Annotated in this window: 15 protein-coding genes and 1 tRNA gene; 7 read left to right on the top strand and 9 right to left on the bottom strand. The window is 68.3% G+C overall.

Annotation, left to right across the window (positions count from 1 at the left end; translation table 11 throughout):
* Positions 1 to 18 precede the first annotated feature (18 nt).
* From IEY43_RS08560 to IEY43_RS08550, 3 genes are read right to left on the bottom strand one after another with little or no spacing between them, the layout of a single operon-like run.
* Positions 19 to 975: a TAXI family TRAP transporter solute-binding subunit gene (locus IEY43_RS08560; protein ID WP_188948190.1), complete on the bottom strand. Its 957-nt coding sequence runs from the start codon at positions 973 to 975 to the stop codon at positions 19 to 21.
* Position 976: 1 nt separating this feature from the next.
* On the bottom strand, positions 977 to 2,407 hold the full coding sequence (locus tag IEY43_RS08555) for a HAMP domain-containing sensor histidine kinase (RefSeq protein WP_188948189.1): 1,431 nt from the start codon (positions 2,405 to 2,407) through the stop codon (positions 977 to 979).
* Positions 2,404 to 3,069 carry a response regulator transcription factor gene (locus tag IEY43_RS08550; RefSeq protein WP_188948188.1) on the bottom strand — a complete coding sequence of 222 codons (666 nt, stop codon included), beginning with the start codon at positions 3,067 to 3,069 and terminating at the stop codon, positions 2,404 to 2,406. Before IEY43_RS08550 ends, IEY43_RS08555 begins: the two co-directional genes overlap by 4 nt.
* Positions 3,070 to 3,323: 254 nt before the next feature.
* On the opposite strand from IEY43_RS08550, the gene IEY43_RS08545 reads away from it, so the two are divergent.
* The 3 genes from IEY43_RS08545 (at position 3,324) to IEY43_RS08535 (ending at position 6,992) form a co-directional block, all read left to right on the top strand.
* A complete protein-coding gene (locus tag IEY43_RS08545) occupies positions 3,324 to 4,607 on the top strand; it encodes an Nramp family divalent metal transporter (protein WP_188948187.1) in 1,284 nt (427 codons plus the stop codon).
* Between the two features lie 118 nt (positions 4,608 to 4,725).
* A complete protein-coding gene (locus IEY43_RS08540) occupies positions 4,726 to 5,367 on the top strand; it encodes an NADPH-dependent F420 reductase (RefSeq protein ID WP_188948186.1) in 642 nt (213 codons plus the stop codon).
* A 113-nt stretch (positions 5,368 to 5,480) separates the two neighbouring features.
* A complete protein-coding gene (locus IEY43_RS08535; protein ID WP_188948185.1) occupies positions 5,481 to 6,992 on the top strand; it encodes an FAD-dependent oxidoreductase in 1,512 nt (503 codons plus the stop codon).
* Positions 6,993 to 7,142: 150 nt separating this feature from the next.
* Here IEY43_RS08535 and IEY43_RS08530 read toward each other — a convergent pair.
* Positions 7,143 to 7,227 (bottom strand) — tRNA-Leu (locus tag IEY43_RS08530).
* 279 nt (positions 7,228 to 7,506) lie between these two features.
* On the opposite strand from IEY43_RS08530, the gene pip reads away from it, so the two are divergent.
* Both pip and IEY43_RS08520 read left to right on the top strand, forming a co-directional pair.
* Positions 7,507 to 8,487, top strand: coding sequence for a prolyl aminopeptidase (gene pip / locus IEY43_RS08525; RefSeq protein ID WP_229777333.1), 981 nt, complete (start codon positions 7,507 to 7,509; stop codon positions 8,485 to 8,487).
* A 62-nt stretch (positions 8,488 to 8,549) separates the two neighbouring features.
* Entirely contained in the window at positions 8,550 to 9,740 is a 1,191-nt protein-coding gene (locus tag IEY43_RS08520) for a glycosyltransferase (RefSeq protein WP_188948184.1), read from the top strand.
* Positions 9,741 to 9,798: 58 nt separating this feature from the next.
* On the opposite strand, the gene IEY43_RS08515 is transcribed toward IEY43_RS08520, so the two are convergent.
* Genes IEY43_RS08515 through IEY43_RS08505 form a run of 3 tightly spaced genes read right to left on the bottom strand, consistent with a single transcriptional unit; the run spans position 9,799 to position 13,289 of the window.
* Positions 9,799 to 10,656, bottom strand: coding sequence for a MaoC/PaaZ C-terminal domain-containing protein (locus tag IEY43_RS08515; protein ID WP_188948183.1), 858 nt, complete (start codon positions 10,654 to 10,656; stop codon positions 9,799 to 9,801).
* Positions 10,657 to 11,994: a 3-oxoacyl-ACP reductase gene (locus IEY43_RS08510; protein ID WP_188948182.1), complete on the bottom strand. Its 1,338-nt coding sequence runs from the start codon at positions 11,992 to 11,994 to the stop codon at positions 10,657 to 10,659.
* Positions 11,994 to 13,289, bottom strand: coding sequence for an acetyl-CoA C-acetyltransferase (locus IEY43_RS08505; protein WP_188948181.1), 1,296 nt, complete (start codon positions 13,287 to 13,289; stop codon positions 11,994 to 11,996). Before IEY43_RS08505 ends, IEY43_RS08510 begins: the two co-directional genes overlap by 1 nt.
* Positions 13,290 to 13,355: 66 nt before the next feature.
* Between IEY43_RS08505 and IEY43_RS08500 the strand changes: the two genes are divergently transcribed.
* Both IEY43_RS08500 and IEY43_RS08495 read left to right on the top strand, forming a co-directional pair.
* A complete protein-coding gene (locus IEY43_RS08500; RefSeq protein ID WP_229777332.1) occupies positions 13,356 to 14,033 on the top strand; it encodes a TetR/AcrR family transcriptional regulator in 678 nt (225 codons plus the stop codon).
* 43 nt (positions 14,034 to 14,076) lie between these two features.
* A complete protein-coding gene (locus tag IEY43_RS08495; RefSeq protein WP_188948180.1) occupies positions 14,077 to 16,098 on the top strand; it encodes an acyl-CoA dehydrogenase family protein in 2,022 nt (673 codons plus the stop codon).
* Positions 16,099 to 16,196: 98 nt separating this feature from the next.
* Here the strand turns inward: IEY43_RS08495 and IEY43_RS08490 are convergent, their stop codons facing one another.
* Both IEY43_RS08490 and IEY43_RS08485 read right to left on the bottom strand, forming a co-directional pair.
* Positions 16,197 to 16,463, bottom strand: coding sequence for a hypothetical protein (locus tag IEY43_RS08490; RefSeq protein WP_188948179.1), 267 nt, complete (start codon positions 16,461 to 16,463; stop codon positions 16,197 to 16,199).
* 179 nt (positions 16,464 to 16,642) lie between these two features.
* The coding region (locus IEY43_RS08485; protein ID WP_229777331.1) for a helix-turn-helix domain-containing protein at positions 16,643 to 17,183 on the bottom strand (541 nt) is incomplete at its 5' end.

Here is a 17,183-nt window from a genome sequence, read left to right as displayed (position 1 = left end):
AAGTGACACCACGTCAGCCTAGCCATGAAGCTGCCGGTAGGCCTGTCGGGCGCCCGGGTGCAGCGGCTGCCCCGCGGTGCTGACCAGGGTCTGCGGGGTCAGGTACTGGATGCCGGCGCTGCTGTGCGGAATCAGCTCCTGGGCTCGCTCGACCAGCAGCCTGACCACCTGGCCGGCGGTCTTCTCGGGCAGGCTGGCCGGCGCCATCAGCAGGTTCGCGACGCCCAGGCTCTGCGCCTGGGCCACGCCCGGGTAGGTCCCCGCCGGAATCACCACCCGGTCGTAGAGGCCGGGATAGCGGGACCGCAGGCCGGGCAGCACGGCGGACAGGTCGAGCAGGCGCAGCTCCACGCGCGCGGCCAGCTCCGAGACGGAGCCCACGGGCATGCCGCCGAAGAGGAACAGCGCGTCGATCCGGCCGGATTCCAGCGCCGCGATCCCGGCGACGTAGCCCAGCTTGCTTTCCCTCGGCGAGGTCCCCGCGGACTTCAGCCCGGCCTGCTCCAGGATCCGCTGCCCGGTCACCCAGGTCCCGGAGCCGGCCGCGCCAGTTCCCAACCGGCGTCCGGCCAGATCGGACAGCCCGCGGATGGGCGCGTCGGCCCGCACGATGCAGTGGAAGTAGTTCTGGTACACGCGGCCCAGGGCCAGCGGATTGCCCGCATTGGCGCCGGCCCGGTAGTGCGCCACGGTGTCGGCCAGGGCCAGCGACAGCGAGGCCCGGCGCTCCGCCAGCAGATGCAGGTTCTGCGCGCTGGCCTCGGTCTGCAGCGCGGACGAGTGCTCGGCGAGCCGGTAGCGGACCACCGCCTGGGAGAGCAGCGTGGCGAATTCGAAGTACATGCCGCCGCTTTCGCCGGCCGCGATGTCCAACCGCTCATGGCGCGGTCCGGCGGCGCATCCTGCCAGCAGTCCGGCGGCCGGGGCCGCCAGGGCATAACCCAGCACCGCGCGCCGTGAAGGAATTCCCGTCATCTCAGGCCTGCTCCCCTGCGGCGCCGACCATGGTGCCGGGGCCGGCCGCGGGCAGCCGCAGGGTCACCTGCAGTCCCCCGCCCTCCGGCGCCTGAAGGAGCAGTTCTCCCCCGTTGGCCCGCACCAGCCGGTCCACGATCGCCATGCCCAGCCCGGTGCCCGGCGACTGCCGGGAGGACTCGGCCCGCCAGAAGCGCTCGGCGGCCGCGGACAGCTCGTGCGCCGCAAGCCCTGGCCCGTAGTCGCGGATCACCAGATCCACGCTCCGGCCGCGGTCCGCGACCGATAGGTCGACCGGACCGCCCGAGGCGTACTTGAAGCAGTTTTCCAGCACCTCGGCGATCATCTGCTGCAGCTCGAAGCCGTTGCACTGCGCGCGGGCATCCAGGCTGCCGGGCGCATTCAGATCCAGCCTGAGCTGCATGCCGCGCTCCCGGGCCGCGACGCTCTGCCGTTCGACTTCCTCGGTCAGCAGCCGGGCCGGGACCACCGTGCCGGGCGCGGCCGGGGTGCCGGCGCTGCGCTCCGAGAGCCGGTGCTCGGCGCTGGCCAGGCGCAGCACCCCGTCCAGCAGCGTTTCAACACGTTCAAGCTCCCGTTCCACGGCGGCGACGCCCTCCGGTTCGGCCTGTTCCCCCAGCCGCAGCTTCAGCAGGTCGACGCGAAGCCGCAAGGCCGCGATCGGGTTGCGCAGCTGGTGGGAAGTTTCGGCGATCAGTTCGCGCTGCTGGGCCAGGCTGTCGGCGACGCTCTGCGCCATGTGCTGAAAGGACCGGGACAGCGCGCGCAGTTCCGGCGGGCCGGCTTCCTGCAGCGGCGTCGGGCTCTGCGTGGTGGCCAGCTCCGCCACCGCGTCGCTCAGCCGGTGCACCGGCCGCAGCACCCAGGCCGAAAGCCGCTCCGCGAGCAGCAGCATGCCGGCGCAGACGCTCAGCGACACCAGCACCACCGCGCCCCAGCTCTGCAGGATCGCCTGCCGGGCGCCGTCGAGGTTGACCTCCATGACCACCGAGCCCAGCACCTGGGTCGAGTTCCCGAAGGGGCGGGCAATCAGCGCGGCGTCCTCGGAGAACGGGCTGATCGGCTCGATCCCGGTCTGGTCGAGGTTCAGCGCGGCGCGGCGCTGCACGGCGCCCACCTCCGGATCCAGCGGATCGATGCCGCCGGAGGTGAACTGCAGCCCGCCCAGGCTGATCAGCAGCCCCTCGCCGAACAGCTCCGAGTAGGCGTCCATCTCCAGCTGGAGCTCCTCGTGGTCGGTGGCATCCTGCGCGTAGGTGCCCAGCTCGACGAAGCGGTTCACCGAGGCGAGCCGGCTGAGCTGGATGTCCTGGGTGGTGTTCCGGCTGATGCTCTGCAGCAGCAGCATGCTCAGGATGGCCGCGATCAGGCACAGCAGCGAGCCGAGCACACCCAGCACACGGAGCCTCACGCGGCCACGGCCTCGATGCGGTAGCCGACCCCGCGCACGTTGACGATCATGCCCGGCCTCCCCAGCTTGGCGCGCAGCCCGGTCAGGTGGACGTCGAGCGAGCGGGAAACCGCCATGAACGCATCGCCCCACAGCGAATCCAGGATCTGTTCGCGGGTGACCACGGAGCCGGCATGCTGGGCCAGCAGCGACAGCAGATCGAATTCCTTGGCGGTCAGCGGCAGCTCGCGTTCGGCCAGCCAGGCCTCGCGCTTGCCGGTGTCCACCCGCAGCTCCCCCACGGCCAGGACATCGGCCTCCGGCGCCTCCACCCTGGAGCGGCGGGCGACGGCCTCGATGCGGGCCAGCAGCACGGCCAGGCCGATGGGCTTGACCAGGTAGTCGTCGGCGCCCTGGCGCAGGCCGCGCACCACGCTGCGTTCGTCGTTGCGGGCGGTGAGGATGACGATGGGCACGCCGGTGACCTGGCGCAGCTTGCGCAGGACCTCCAGCCCGTCCATGTCCGGCAGCCCCAAATCCAGCAGGATCATCTGCGCCTGCTGGTGCTGCAGCAGGGCGTCGGCCCCGCGCGCGACCCGGACCGCATCGTGGCCGGCGGCATTCACGGCATCGACCAACGCCATCGCCACGGCATCGTCATCTTCGACGACCATTAAATGCACGGTATTTCCTCGGATAAAGGGCTCTGAATTGGTCAATTCTATCAGCCGGGCGCCTGCGTGTACTTTGGGTCACGTCCTTTCCTAAGGAAGTGTTAGTTCTTCGCATCCAGCTTTGCCGTAACCGCCATCACTTCTAGATTGGAAATGTTCTTCCAGCCCGCGGCCATTCAATGGTGAACTCCTGCTGCAGCGGCTGACCGAGGTGCCGGGCTTGCCGCCCGGCCCTGATCGACATTCGTAAAGGACTGGCTCACATGTCAGAAAGTACGCGATCGCTGAATGCGGATCTCGACGGCGGTTCACCGCCGAAATGGAAAATCGTCGGCCCCGGCCTGGTGGTCGCCGCCACCGGCGTAGGCGCGGCCGACATGGTCGCCACCCTCGTGGCCGGCAGCCAGTACGGCTACGCGCTGCTCTGGGCGGTGGTGCTGGGCGTGATCCTGAAGATCGTGCTGGTCGAGGGCGCCGGCCGCTACACGCTGGCCACCGGCAAAACCATCTTCGAGGGCTGGCGCACGCTGGGACGCTGGACCACCTGGTACTTCGGCCCCTACATCATCATCTGGGGCTTCGTCTACGGCGCCACCGCCATGAGCTCGGCGGCCATGCCGCTGGCGGCGCTGTTCCCCTCGATCGACCTGAAGATCTGGTCGGTGCTGATGGGCTTGGCCGGTTTCGCCATGGTCTGGTTCGGCAAGTACAACTTCTTCGAGAAGGTCACCGCGGTGCTGGTGGGCGTCATGTTCGTCACCGTGGTCGGCCTGGCGGTCATTGCGGCCCCGAACATCCCGGAGATGTTCTCCGGCCTGATCCCGATGATCCCCGAAGGCGGCATCGTCTACACCCTGGCCCTGGCCGGCGGCGTCGGCGGCACCATCACCCTGGCGGCGTACGGCTACTGGCTGCGTGAAAAGGGCTGGTACACCCCGAAGTGGATGCGCGTGATGCGCATCGACAACACCATGGCCTACGTCGTGACCGGCATCTTCGTGATCGCCATGCTGATCGTCGGCGCCGAGGTGCTGCGCGCCGCGGGCGTCGCCATCTCCGGCGGCGACAAGGGCCTGCTGGAACTGGCCGACGTGCTGCGCGAGCGCTACGGCGTCGTGGTGGGCAACAGCTTCCTCGTCGGCTTCTGGGCCGCGTCCTTCTCCTCGATCATCGGCGTGTGGAACGGCGTCTCGCTGATGTTCGCCGACTTCTGGGGCCACATGCGCAAGAAGCCGGCCGGCCACCCGGACACCATGACCGGCGGCAAGTACTTCAAGTTCTACGTGCTCTGGCTGACCTTCCCGCCGATGGTGCTGTTCCTGCTGGACAAGCCGATCGCGCTGATCCTGGCCTACGGCGTGCTCGGCGCCCTGTTCATGCCGTTCCTGGCCGTGACCCTGCTCGGACTGCTCAACGGCAAGCGGGTGCCCAAGCAATGGGCGAACCGCTGGCACACCAACGGTGCCCTGGCCGTGACCGCGATCCTGTTCATCATCCTGGGTGGACAGCAGCTCTGGAAGTCTCTCTCGCCGCTCTTCGGCGGCTAGCTCCCGGAGCCCCGAGGCCGCCGAACCATGTGCCCCCAAGCATGGTTCGGCGGCCTTTTTCCTTAACCCGGGCCGCCGGATTCGGCCCGCCGGCCGCCAACCACCCAGAATGGATCACATGGATATCACGCGTTTCGGAATTCTGGGGGCCGGCCGGGCCGGCACCGCACTGGCCCGGGTCGCCGCGGCAGAAGGGCTAGAGGTCCAGATCGCCTCCACCCGGACGCCGAGCGCGATGAAATACCACCTGGCGCAGTACGCCAACAAGGCCCAGGCGGTCCCTGCAGAGGACGTGGCGCAGGGTGTCGATCTCGTGGTGCTCATGGTGCCGCAGGAGGAACTGGACGACGTCGACCCGCAGGCGCTGGCCGGGACCATTCTGGTGGATGCCACCAACCGCTGGGAGGACGAACCGCTGCCGCAGTGGTTCGAGGACGGGCTGGAGGCAGGGCTGTCCAGCAGCGAGGTCATCGCCCGTCGGTTCGAGGGCAGCCGCGTGGTCAAGGCGCTGAACCACATCAGCCACTGGGACCTGGATGCCGACAAGGCCTCCCGCCGCGACGCCCAGCGCGCCCTGGGAGTCGCCTCAGATGATCTTCAGGCCGCCGAAGCGGTGGCGCAGCTGATCCGCGTGCTCGGCTTCGCACCGGTGATCCTCCAGAACCTGGCCGCCGGGCGGGCGCTGGAACCGCAGGGCCCGGTCTTCAACGAGGTGCTGGACGCGGCAGGCCTGCGCCGGCTGGCGGGCACCGGAGAATAGCCCCGGCAGGCAGGCGAAACCGGTTCCATCCAGTGGGACTGGGTCCCGGTGAGTCGAACGCGCACAGCTAATCTTCTGGTTACTTTTGGTCCGTTTCGAGAGGATGCCCACGCATGTCCGATACCAGCACGTTTAACATTTCCGCCAGCAGCATCAGCACCTGGGATTTCGAGGCCGACGTGGTCGTGGCCGGCTACGGCATCGCCGGGGCCACCGCCGCGATCGAGGCCGCCAGGGCCGGAGCCGAGGTGCTCGTGCTCGAGCGCTCCGGCGGCTGGGGCGGCGCCGCGTCCATGGCCGGCGGCTTCATCTACCTCGGCGGCGGCACGCCGCTGCAGCAGGCCCTGGGCTTCGAGGACACCGTCGAGAACATGAAGGACTTCATGAAGGCAGCCCTCGGCCCGGGCACCGACGATGCCAAGATCGACGCCTACTGCGAAGGCAGCGTGGAGCACTACAACTGGCTGGTGGACGCGGGCGTCGTCTTCAAGGAGTCCTTCTGGGGCCAGCCCGGCTGGGAGCCGCCCTACGACGACGGGCTGATGTACTCCGGCGGCGAGAACGCCGCCCCGTTCAGCGCTTCGATTCCCCCGGCGCCGCGCGGGCACGTGCCGCAGATGTCCGGCAAGAAGACCGGCGAGCAGGGCGGCGGCTACATGCTCATGAAGCCGCTGGTCGAAACCGCGCAGGCCCTGGGCGTGCGCGCGGAGTACGACCTGCGCGTGCAGGCATTGGTCATCGACGAAGCCGGGCGCGTCGTGGGCATCGGGGCCAAGCGCTACGGCGAGGATGTCTACGTGAAGGCCCGCCGCGGCGTGGTCCTGGCGATGGGCAGCTTCGCCTACAACGAGGAAATGGTCCGCGCCAACGCCCCGCGGATCCTTGGCCGCCCGGCCGCATCCATCGAGGCGCACGATGGGCGCGCCATCCAGATGGGCCAGTCGATCGGCGCCGCCACCGCCCACATGGACGCCACCGAGGTCGCGTTTTTCTGCGATCCGCAGCTGCTGGTGCGCGGCATCCTCGTCAATGGCCGGGGCCAGCGCTATATCACCGAGGACACCTACCCGGGCCGGATCGGACAGGCGACGCTGTTCCACCAGGAAAACCAGTCGTTCCTGGTCATCGACGAGCAGTCCTTCGAAGAAGGCTCGGCCAGCGAGACCTCCAGCCCGGAGCTGCTGATGCAGCCGACCTGGGTGGCCGAGTCCGCCGCTGAGCTGGAAGCCGAGATGGGACTGCCGGCCGGCAGCCTGCAGGCCACCATCGAGCAGTACAACCGGTTCGCGGTGCAGGGCACCGATCCCCTGCTGGGCAAGAACCCGAAGTGGGTCAAGCCGCTGCAGGGCGCACTGGCCGCCATCGACCTGCGCCGCCGCACCGGAGGCTTCACCCTGGGCGGGCTGAAGACCGATACAGACTCCCGGGTGCTGCATGTTTCCGGCGAACCGATCCCGGGCCTGTTCGCCGCGGGGCGCTGCACCTCGGGAGTCTGCGCCGGAGGCTACGCCAGCGGCACGAGCCTGGGTGATGGAAGCTTCTTCGGCCGCCGCGCCGGAATCAGCGCTGCGCAGGAGGCAAGTGTCCACAATGGACTGGCGGCGGCGCAGGGAGCCAGCGCCTGATTTCGAAGAGCGGATCAAGCGGCCCGGCTCGCGACGAGCCAGGCCGCTGATGCCGGTCGCAGCGGAGGATTGGGTCCCAAGCCTTTTTGGCTCCGTCTACATGCATATAAAAAATCCCCGGTTGACCGAAGCCAACCGGGGATTTACCTGTGCGCGAAAGGGGACTTGAACCCCTACCCTCTATTCGAGGACCAGCACCTCAAGCTGGCGCGTCTACCTATTCCGCCACCCGCGCAGGTTGTCTGTTGTTCGCGTTGTTATCGCTGGCAACGAAGTAAAACTTTACCACCGCCTTCGCGTGAATTCCAATCGGGCGCGAGTCGGCCCAAAGAGGTCGAAAATCCCGGAATTTCGCGGAATAATCGCGGTTGAGTAGGCAGTTTCAGCAATCTCGGCGCAAATTCGTGTCAAGGGTCACAACATTTTCGCCTGAATTGCCGGTTTTACTCGCTTGCGGACGTAAGCTGGCAGCGATTCCAGCAATCCACCACACTCGGGCCCGGGAGCGAGCGACATGAACGGACACCACGACAAGCCAGCCATGCCCGATGTGTCAGGCATGCTCCCCTTGGACGACGGGCACCAGATGTATTGGGAGCAATGGGGCAATCCCGACGGCCAACCGGTGCTGTACCTGCACGGCGGCCCGGGCGGGACGCTGGGCGCGAGCGGCTATCGCCACCGCTGGGACCTGGAACGAACCCGGCTCGTCGCTTTCGAACAACGCGGCTGCGGCAGGTCAACCCCATCGGCCGCCAGCCTCCTGGTGCCGCTGTCGGATTTCACCACGGCCAAGCTCGTGGGCGGCATCGAACAGCTGCGCAGCTCATTGGGCATCGGGCAATGGGTGCTCAACGGCGTCTCGTGGGGTTCCACCCTCGCGCTGGCCTACGCGCAGGCCCATCCCGAACGGGTGTCGGGCCTCGTGCTGTTCGCGGTCACCGCTACCAGCGAGGCCGAAGTCCGGTGGATCACCGAGACCGTCGGGGCGGTTTTCCCCGAGGCGTGGGACGAGTTCGCCAGCTTCGCCGAGATCCACCACCCCGCCTACACCCGCGGCGCCGGCCGCATCGTCCAGGCCTACGCCGACCTGCTCGCCGCGCCCGACGCGCAGCTGCGCGACGCGGCATCGCAGGCGTGGGCGCTGTGGGAGGATACGCATGTTTCGCTGGGCCGCGAACCCGCGGTGCGCGACCCGCGCTGGGACGATGCCCGATTCCGCCAGGCCTTCGCGCGGCTCACCACGCATTTCTGGTTGCACGCGGGGTTCAACGACCCGCCGCTGCTGGAGCGGATGGACCGCATCGAGCACATTCCGGGGATCCTGGTCCACGGTCGGCAGGATATCTCCAGCCCCTTGCGCACCGCCTGGGAGCTGCATCGCCACTGGCCCGGATCGCAGCTGGTGATCTGCGAGAACGACGGGCACGGAGGCACGCAGATGGTGGCCCACTGGGAGTCCGCCAACAACACGATGCTCGATTGGCTCAGTTGATAGCATCAAGGGTAGGCCGTTGCCGCGGCCTGTTCGTTCGTTAGGAAATCCGGAGTCCTCCGATGCGCATTGCCATGCTCTCCCTGCACACCTCGCCCATGCAGCAACCCGGGTCGGGCGACGCCGGAGGCATGAACGTGTACATCCAGAATTTGTCCTTCGCGCTGGGCGCGCTGGGGCACGAGGTGCACATGGTCACGCGCACCGCCGCGGACTCCGAATCCCAGCAGGTCGCCGAGGGCGTATGGATGCACCAGGTGCAGATCGCGGCGCACCAGCAGATGGGCAAGGAAGAGCTGCCGCAGATCATCGATCCGGCGGCGGCCGCGATTTCCGAGCACCTGCACGGCCTGGACATCGACATCATCCATGCCCACTACTGGCTCTCGGGCATGGTGGGCCTGCAGCTGGCCCGGGAATTCCGCGCCCCGCTGATCCTCTCGATGCACACCTCGGCCGCCGCGAAGGAATTCGAATCCGGCATCCCGGAGCCCGGGCCGCGCAAGCAGGCCGAGAAGCAGCTGCTGGCCGAGGCCTCGCGCATCATCGCCAACACCCCGGTGGAGGCGCGCCAGCTGGCCCGTTTCTACGAGGTGGACCGGCAGAAGCTGGATGTGGTGCTGCCCGGGGTGAACCACCGGATTTTCCATCCCGAGCAGGACAAGCTCTGCCGCCCCCTGGGCCCCGACGACCTGCACCTGGTGTACGCCGGACGGCTGCAGCCGCTCAAGGGCGCGCATGTGATGCTCGAAGCCATGGGCCTGGCCCGGCGCAGCCACCCGCAGCTGCGTATTACCGCCTCGCTGTTCGGGGCGCGCTCCGGCAGCGCCGACTACGACCTGCAGGCGCTGGTGGAACGCGAGGACCTCGCCGACCTGGTGCGCTTCTTCGACCCGCTGAAGCCAGCGCAGCTGGCGGCGGTGTTCGCCAATGCCGACGTGGTCGCCGTGCCGTCGCTGTCCGAGACCTTCGGGCTGGTCGCCGCCGAGGCGCAGGCCTGCGGCACCCCGGTGCTGGCCAACGCGGTCGGCGGGCTGGGCTACGCGGTGCGCGACGGACGCTCGGGATGGCTCATGCCGGAACCGGACCCGCAGCTGTGGGCGCAGAAGCTCGTCGAGCTGGCCGAAAACCCGAAGCTGGTCACCCAGGCCGGGCACGACGCGCTGGAGCACTCCGGGGAGTTCACCTGGGAGCGGGCCGCGGTCGCCTCGCTGGCCAGCTACCGCATGGCGCAAAGCGCGCTGATCGGCTGAGTCCCCGCAAAAAAGCGAAGGTGCAGGACCTGCATGGTCCTGCACCTTCGCTTGGTGCTTATGCCTGCGTTTGAAGCGTCAGCTCGAAGTGCGGTTTGCCCTTGCGGGGGCTCCACGCCGCCACCTCGAAGCCCGCCTCCGTGCGGGTGAACGCCAGGTCGACGCCGGCCGGCAGCACCACCGGGGTCTTGAACTCGATGCTCCACCGGTACTCGCCGGCCGCCGGCTCGATGCCGGACAGGGCGCGGGCGGCCAGGTAGATGCCGTGGGCGATGGCCCGCGGCATGCCCAGCGCCTTGGCGCTCAGCGAACTGAGGTGGATTGGGTTGTAGTCCCCCGCCACCGCCGCCCAGCGCCGCCCGGTCCCGGCATCCAGCTTCCAGGAGGCGGTGCGCTGCGGCGGCTCGAACGCCGCATGCACCGACTTCTCCGGCACGGAGCCTTCAAGCTTGACCCCCTTGGCCAGGAAGGTGCTGCGCAGCTCCATCCGCTCCTGCCCGTCCACCACGATGCGCACCACCAGGTCGAAGGCCGCGCCCTTGGGGTGGGCGGCCAGGTTCTCGCTGAATACCTCCACGTCGAACACCTCGTCCTCAGCCAGCGGGCGGTGCACTGCCACCTGGTTGCGCAGGTGGATCATGCCCAGCAGCGGCAGCGGGAAGTCGGCGCGCAGCATCAGCGACATGGCCAGCGGGAAGGCCAGCGAATGCACGTAGAGGCTGGGCAGCACCCCATTGGACGGGGCGCCGACCGCGCGGCGGAACGCATCCAGCCCACCCGGATCCGCCGCGGCCGAACGATGGACCAGCACCGTGGAGGGCAGCACCGGGTTGCGCCCCTTGCGGCCCAGGGTCTTCACCGCCTTGGCGTAGACCGAGCCCATGGACGGGATCTGCGCGACCAGCTCGGCGCCCATCTAGGCACCCACCAGCGATTGGCCGCACACGCGCAGCACCTGGCCGTTCAGGCCGGCGGCCGCGTCCGAGCCGAGGAAGGAGATCGCCTCGGCGACGTCCTGCGGCAGCCCGCCCTGCATCAGCGAGGGCAGCACCATGCGGGCCACGGTGCGGGTGCCCAGCGGGATCTTCGCGGTCATCTCGGTTTCGATGAAGCCCGGGGCCACCGCGGCGATGGAGCCGCCCTGTTCGGCGAACAGCTTGGCGCTGGAGCGCACCATGCCGATCACCCCGCCCTTGGAGGCGGCGTAGTTGGTCTGCCCGCGGTTGCCGGCGATCCCGGAGGTGGAAGCCAGCGACACCACGCGCAGCCCCGGCAGCTTGGCGGCCAGGAACACCTCGTTCATGCGCAGCTGCGAGGCGATGTTCACCGCGATCACCGAATCCCAGCGCGCCGCGTCCATGTTGGCCAGCAGCTTGTCGCGGGTGATGCCGGCGTTGTGCACCACGATGTCCAGCGAGCCGTGGCGGCCGATGGCGTGGTCCATGATCTGCTGGGCGGCGTCCTTCGCGGTGACATCCAGCTGCAGGGTGGTCGCGCCGATCTGGTTGGCCACCGCGGCCAGTGCCTCGCCGGCGGCCGGCATGTCCACCACCACCAGCTGGGCGCCGTCGCGGGCCAGGGTGCGGGCGATCGAGGCGCCGATGCCGCGGGCGGCCCCGGTGACCACCGCGACCTTGCCGGCCAGCGGCTTGCGGAAATCCTGAGGCAGCGCGCCCTCGGTGGTGCGCACGGTGAGGAACTGGCCGTCCACATAGGCGCTGCGGCCGGAGAAGAAGAAGCGCAGCGCGCCCAGGGTGCCGGGGCTGAGCAGGTCGGTGCCCTCGTTGAGCAGGATGCCGTTGGCGGTGGCCCCGCCGCGCATTTCACGGCCCAGCGAGCGCATGGCGCCGTCGATGCCCTGGCGCACCGCGGCCAGGGCCGGTGCGTCGGTGTCCAGCGCCGGGCGGGAGATCGAGACCACGCGGGCCCCGGGCACCAGCTGGCGCAGCGCCGCGCCGGCGGCGAGCATCAGCGCAGAGAGCTGTTCGGGGTGGGTGAGCTCGTCGAGCAGCAGCACCAGCCCGCCCAGCTTGGCGTCCCCGGCGTCGTGGCGGCGCACGTCCAGGTCCCAGGAGACCAGCGTGTCGCTCAGTTCCTGGGCGCGGGCCGAACTGCCCAGCACCAGCACCGGGCCGGGCAGCAGCGGGGTGGTTTCGCCGTAGCGGCGCAGCCGCGGCGGACGCGGCAGCCCCAGGAGCTTCGCGAGCTTCTTGGTCATGCCGGTGTTGACCAGTTCCATGTACTTGTCTGCCATTACTTGCGTGCCTCCACAATCGCGACGACTCCCTGGCCTCCGGCGGCGCACACCGAAATGAGTGCGCGGCCGCTGCCCTTTTCGGCCAGCATCTTGGCGGTGCTGGCGATGATGCGCCCGCCGGTGGCGGCGAACGGATGCCCGGCCGCCAGCGAGGAGCCGTTCACGTTCAGCTTGCCGCGGTCGATGGCGCCCAGCGGCGCATCCAGTCCCAGCTTCTCACGGCAGAACTGCTCGTCCTCCCAGGCGGCCAGCGTGGCGAGCACGGTGCCGGCGAAGGCCTCGTGGATCTCGTAGAAGTCGAAGTCCTGCAGCGAAAGGTTGTTGCGCTCCAGCAGGCGGGCGGTGGCGTAGGCCGGGGCCATGAGCAGTCCTTCGGCGCCGTGCACGAAGTCCACCGCGGCGGCTTCGAAGTCCACGAAGTTCGCCAGCATCGGCAAATCGTGCGCGGCGGCGAAGTCCTCGCTGCCCAGCAGCACCGTGGAGGCGCCGTCGGTCAGCGGGGTGGAGTTGCCGGCGGTCATGGTGGCCGCCTCGCCCAGGTTCTTGCCGAAGGCGGGCTTGAGCTTGGCCAGCTTCTCCAGGGTGGAGTCGGCGCGCAGGTTGTTGTCGCGGCTCAGCCCCTTGAACGGGGTCAGCAGGTCGTTGAAGAAGCCGCGGTCGTAGGCGGCGGCGAGATTCAGGTGGCTGGCCAGCGCCAGCTCGTCCTGGGCTTCGCGGGTGATGTTCCAGGCCTTGGTGGTCAGCGCCTGGTGGTCGCCCATGGACAGCCCGGTGCGCGGCTCGCCGGTGCCCGGGGCGCTGGGCGCCAGGTGCGAGGGGCGGATCTTGGCCAGCGCGGCCAGCTTGGCCTTGGTGCTGCGGGCGCGGGAGAGTTCCAGCAGGATGCCGCGCAGCGATTCGGAGACCGCGATCGGCGCGTCCGAGGTAGTGTCCACGCCGCCGCCGATGCCGGATTCGATCTGGCCCAGCTTGATCTTGTTGGCCAGCGAGCCGATGGCCTCCATGCCGGTGGCGCAGGCCATCTGCACGTCGTAGGCGGGGGTGGCGGGGTCCAGCGAGCTGCCCAGCACGGATTCGCGGACCAGGTTGAAGTCCTTGGAGTGCTTGAGCACCGCTCCGCCGGCGACGGCGCCGAGGCGTTCACCCTGCAGGCCGAAGCGCGCCACCAGGCCTTCCAGCGCGGCGGTGAACATGTCCTGGTTGGAGGCGTTGACGTAGGCGGTGTTGGAACGGGCGAACGGGATGCGGTTCCCGCCGATGATCACTGCATTGCGCACTGAGGGCTGGCTCATCTGGGTTGAACTCCTACAGAGAATTTGATGTGACAAGTATTACTGTAACCAAGAGTACATGATACTGTGAGTAACGTGAATAAGATCACCGAAGTATTCGACCCGGCAGCCGACGGCCGCGCATCCCGCTGGGAGGCGCACCGCACCGCCCGGCACGAGGAGCTGCTCAGGCTCGCCCGCAAGGCGGTGCACCAGCTCGGCCCGCAGGTGTCCATCCAGGAGATCGCGAACCACGCCAAGACCTCCAAGCCGGTCTACTACCGCTACTTCGGGGACAAGGAGGGGCTGCGCCAGGCGCTGGGAGCGATGGTCATCACCGACTTCCGCCAGCGTGTGATCGCCGCGGGCCTGGCCAAGCAGGACGAGGCCAGCGCCTTGCACGCAATGGTCACCGCCTACCTGGAGCTGGCCGCGAACTCCCCCAACCTCTACTTCTTCGTCACCGCGGTCCCCCGGGACGCGGCGGCGGCCGGAGCCCCGGCCGCCGGCGGCGACGACGCCTCCGGCGCGCTGAACGACTTCTTCGAGGAGATCACCTCGCTGATCGCGCAGCGCCTGACCAGCTTGCCGGCGGCGGCCGGCGCGACGGCCATCAGCCTGTGGCCGCGCGCGGCGCTGGGCATGGTCCGCGCCGCCGGCGAGCAATGGCTGCGCCAACCGGGCTCGCCGGACAAGCCCAGCCTGGCCGCGCTGGCCGACGAACTGACCAGCTGGCTCATCTACGGCATCGCCGCAACCCGCTAGCAACCACGCCACCAACTTTGTGCAGAGAACGAAAGGTAACGACATGAGTGAGACCCGCATCGACGTCAACGCCCTGGCCGAGCAGCTGCTCGGCCCCTACGCCGAGGTCCGCAAGGCCTCGCGCGCCCGCGCCGCCCGCCCCGAGCTGCAGCGCGACCCCTCCCTGCCGATGGACGCGCACCGCGCCCGCGTGCTGGAGCAGCTGGGCATCCTGGTGCAGGAGCAGGCAGTGCAGCGCGCCTTCCCGACCGAATTCGGCGGCCATGACGACCACGGCGGCTCGCTGGCCTCCTTCGAGGAGCTGGTCGCCGCCGACCCCTCGCTGCAGATCAAGGCCGGCGTGCAGTGGGGACTGTTCGCCGGGGCGATCCTGCACCTGGGCACCGCGGAGCACCACGCCCAGTGGCTGCCGGATGCCATGAGCCTGAAGACCCCCGGCGCCTTCGCGATGACGGAGATCGGCCACGGCTCGGACGTCGCCGCCGTCGCCACCACCGCCACCTATGACGAGGACACCGAGGAATTCGTCATCCACACCCCGTTCAAGGCCGCCTGGAAGGAATTCCTGGGCAACGCCGCGCTGCACGGCAAGGCGGCTACCGTCTTCGCCCAGCTGGTCACCAAGGGCGTCAACCACGGCGTGCACTGCTTCTACGTGCCGATCCGCGACGAAAACGGCGAATTCCTGCGCGGCGTGGGCGGCGAGGACGACGGCCTGAAGGGCGGGCTGAACGGCATCGACAACGGCCGTCTGCACTTCACCAACGTGCGTGTGCCGCGCACCAACCTGCTCAACCGCTACGGCGACGTCGCCGCCGACGGCAGCTACACCTCCCCGATCGCCTCCCCGGGCCGCCGCTTCTTCACCATGCTGGGCACCCTGGTCCAGGGCCGCGTCTCGCTGGACGGCGCCGCCACCAGCGCCTCGAAGATCGCCCTGCAGATCGCGGTGACCTATGCCAACCAGCGCCGCCAGTTCAACTCCACCTCGGACACCGAGGAGACCACGCTGCTGGATTACCAGCGCCACCAGCGCCGCCTGCTCACCCGCGTGGCCCGCACCTACGCCTCCTCCTTCGCGCACGACGACCTGCTGGACAAGTTCGACGCGGTCTTCTCCGGCCGCGAGGACACCGACGAGGACCGCCAGGACCTGGAGACCCTCGCCGCGGCGCTGAAGCCGCTGAGCACCTGGGACGCGCTGGACACCATCCAGGAATCGCGCGAGGCCTGCGGCGGCTCGGGCTACATGGCCAAGAACCGCTTCAACCAGCTCTACAGCGACCTGGACATCTACGTCACCTTCGAGGGCGACAACAACGTGCTGCTGCAGCTGGTGGGCAAGCGCCTGCTCACCGACTACGCCTCTGAATTCCGCAAGCTGGATACCGGCGCGGTGGCCCGCTACGTGGCCAAGCAGGTCGGCAGCACCGCCCTGCACCGCTTCGGGCTGCGCGGCGTGGGCCAGTCCTTCGCCGACGTGAGCGACGAGCGCAAGAGCGCGAACTTCTTCAAGGACCCGGCCAACCAGCGCGCGCTGCTCACCGAGCGCATCAACGCCAAGGTCGTCGAGGTCGCCGGCGCCCTGCGCGCGGCGGGCAAGGACCCGGTGAAGGCGGCCACCGCCTTCAACGAGAACCAGGACCTGCTCATCTCCGCCGCCCGCGACCACGGCCAGCTGCTGCGCTGGGAGGCCTTCACCGCAGCCCTGGCCAAGATCCAGGATCCGGCCACCAAGGAGGTGCTGACCTGGCTGCGCGACGTCTTCGCGCTGAGCGTGATCGAGGACGACCTGGGCTGGTTCCTGGCCAACGGCCGACTGTCCATGCAGCGCGCCCGCACCCTGCCGGAGTACATCAACCGGCTGCTCGCCCGCCTGCGCCCGCACGCCCAGGACCTGGTCGATGCCTTCGGCTACACCCAGGAGCACCTGCGCGCGGAGATCTCCTCCGGAATCGAGGGCCAGCGCCAGGACGAGGCGATGGAGTACTTCCGCCGCCTGCGCGCCAGCGACAACGCCCCGGTCAGCGAGAAGTCCTTGCGCAAGAGCGGCGCCAAGGCCTAGCCAGGACCGCCGAACCGCGTGTATGTCTGCGGGCCCCGTTGTCCTCCCGGATGACGGGGCCCGCACGTGCTTGGGCAGTCTGCGCTGCGCCTGCCAGTTCACCAATCGAGGACAGCACTGCTGCTGGCGAAAGAACATCGGCACGAGGAAATTCTGGAGCATAGTTTCCAAAATCCCCTCGGGACCGGCTGGATCTCGTCGTGGCGTGCCTGTTCTAATGCTTCCAGCGCCACGATGGGTGCATCTTCACGACTGACGGGTGATTCTGCGACATCATCATCTGTGTAGAGTTCTTCCGCAATCCTCACGGCTTCATTGGGGTCCTCGATACCCAACGCGGCAACCAGAAAGCTGATGTCTTCCATATCGCGCTGCCTGGCAGAGAGGCCTCAACATCCCGCGTAACTCTCCTGCTGTGGCCTGACAGTGCTATGGCTGCTCCCCCCCCCGACCAGTCGGATCGTTGTGGCCAGGGCGGCGCTTTCAAGCCGACGGATAAGCTCCCTGAGGAGCCCGCGGATCTCTTCCAGAGTCAGTTCACGACTCAAGCGGCCTCCAGCGAATTGTCCTTAAAGAAGATATTGAAATCTGCAAACTTCTTTGGGGTCCGTCTTATCGTCAGATTTCGAAATGCCTCACCCGTCGTCCGGGTGTCGTCACCGGGGAACCAAGGCTGTGGTAATTTCGCTCCCCCACCGTGGCACATGCGGCAAGTTGCCCTCCATAACAAGTCGCACTCCAGCGGCAAGCAACGCATCAAATTTTGCACTTCCCGTGGATTCAGGCGCTTGAGCGCGTCCATGGCGATCCGCAAGGTGGACTCACGTTCCCCTTGAGAAAGTTCTTCAGCTATATCCTTGGCAACTTGGTCCAAGACCATCTGGGGTGAAGGATCAGGAGCCCCCCAATGAATCCCCAGCGAACTGGCGACTTTGAGCGCAGGACCTAACTCAAGTGAGTTCTTGCCGGATTCCAAATCGCCAATGAACTTCCTCGAAAGCCCATTAAGGTCCGCTAGCTGTACTGTCCAGGGACGTTGGTTGAATTCCTGCGACGACACGATCTGAATTGATGGGATGACGAAG

It is taken from the genome of Glutamicibacter protophormiae, assembly GCF_014647495.1.
Classification (GTDB): Bacteria; Actinomycetota; Actinomycetes; order Actinomycetales; family Micrococcaceae; genus Glutamicibacter; species Glutamicibacter protophormiae.
This window is presented reverse-complemented; position numbering and strand designations above follow the sequence as displayed.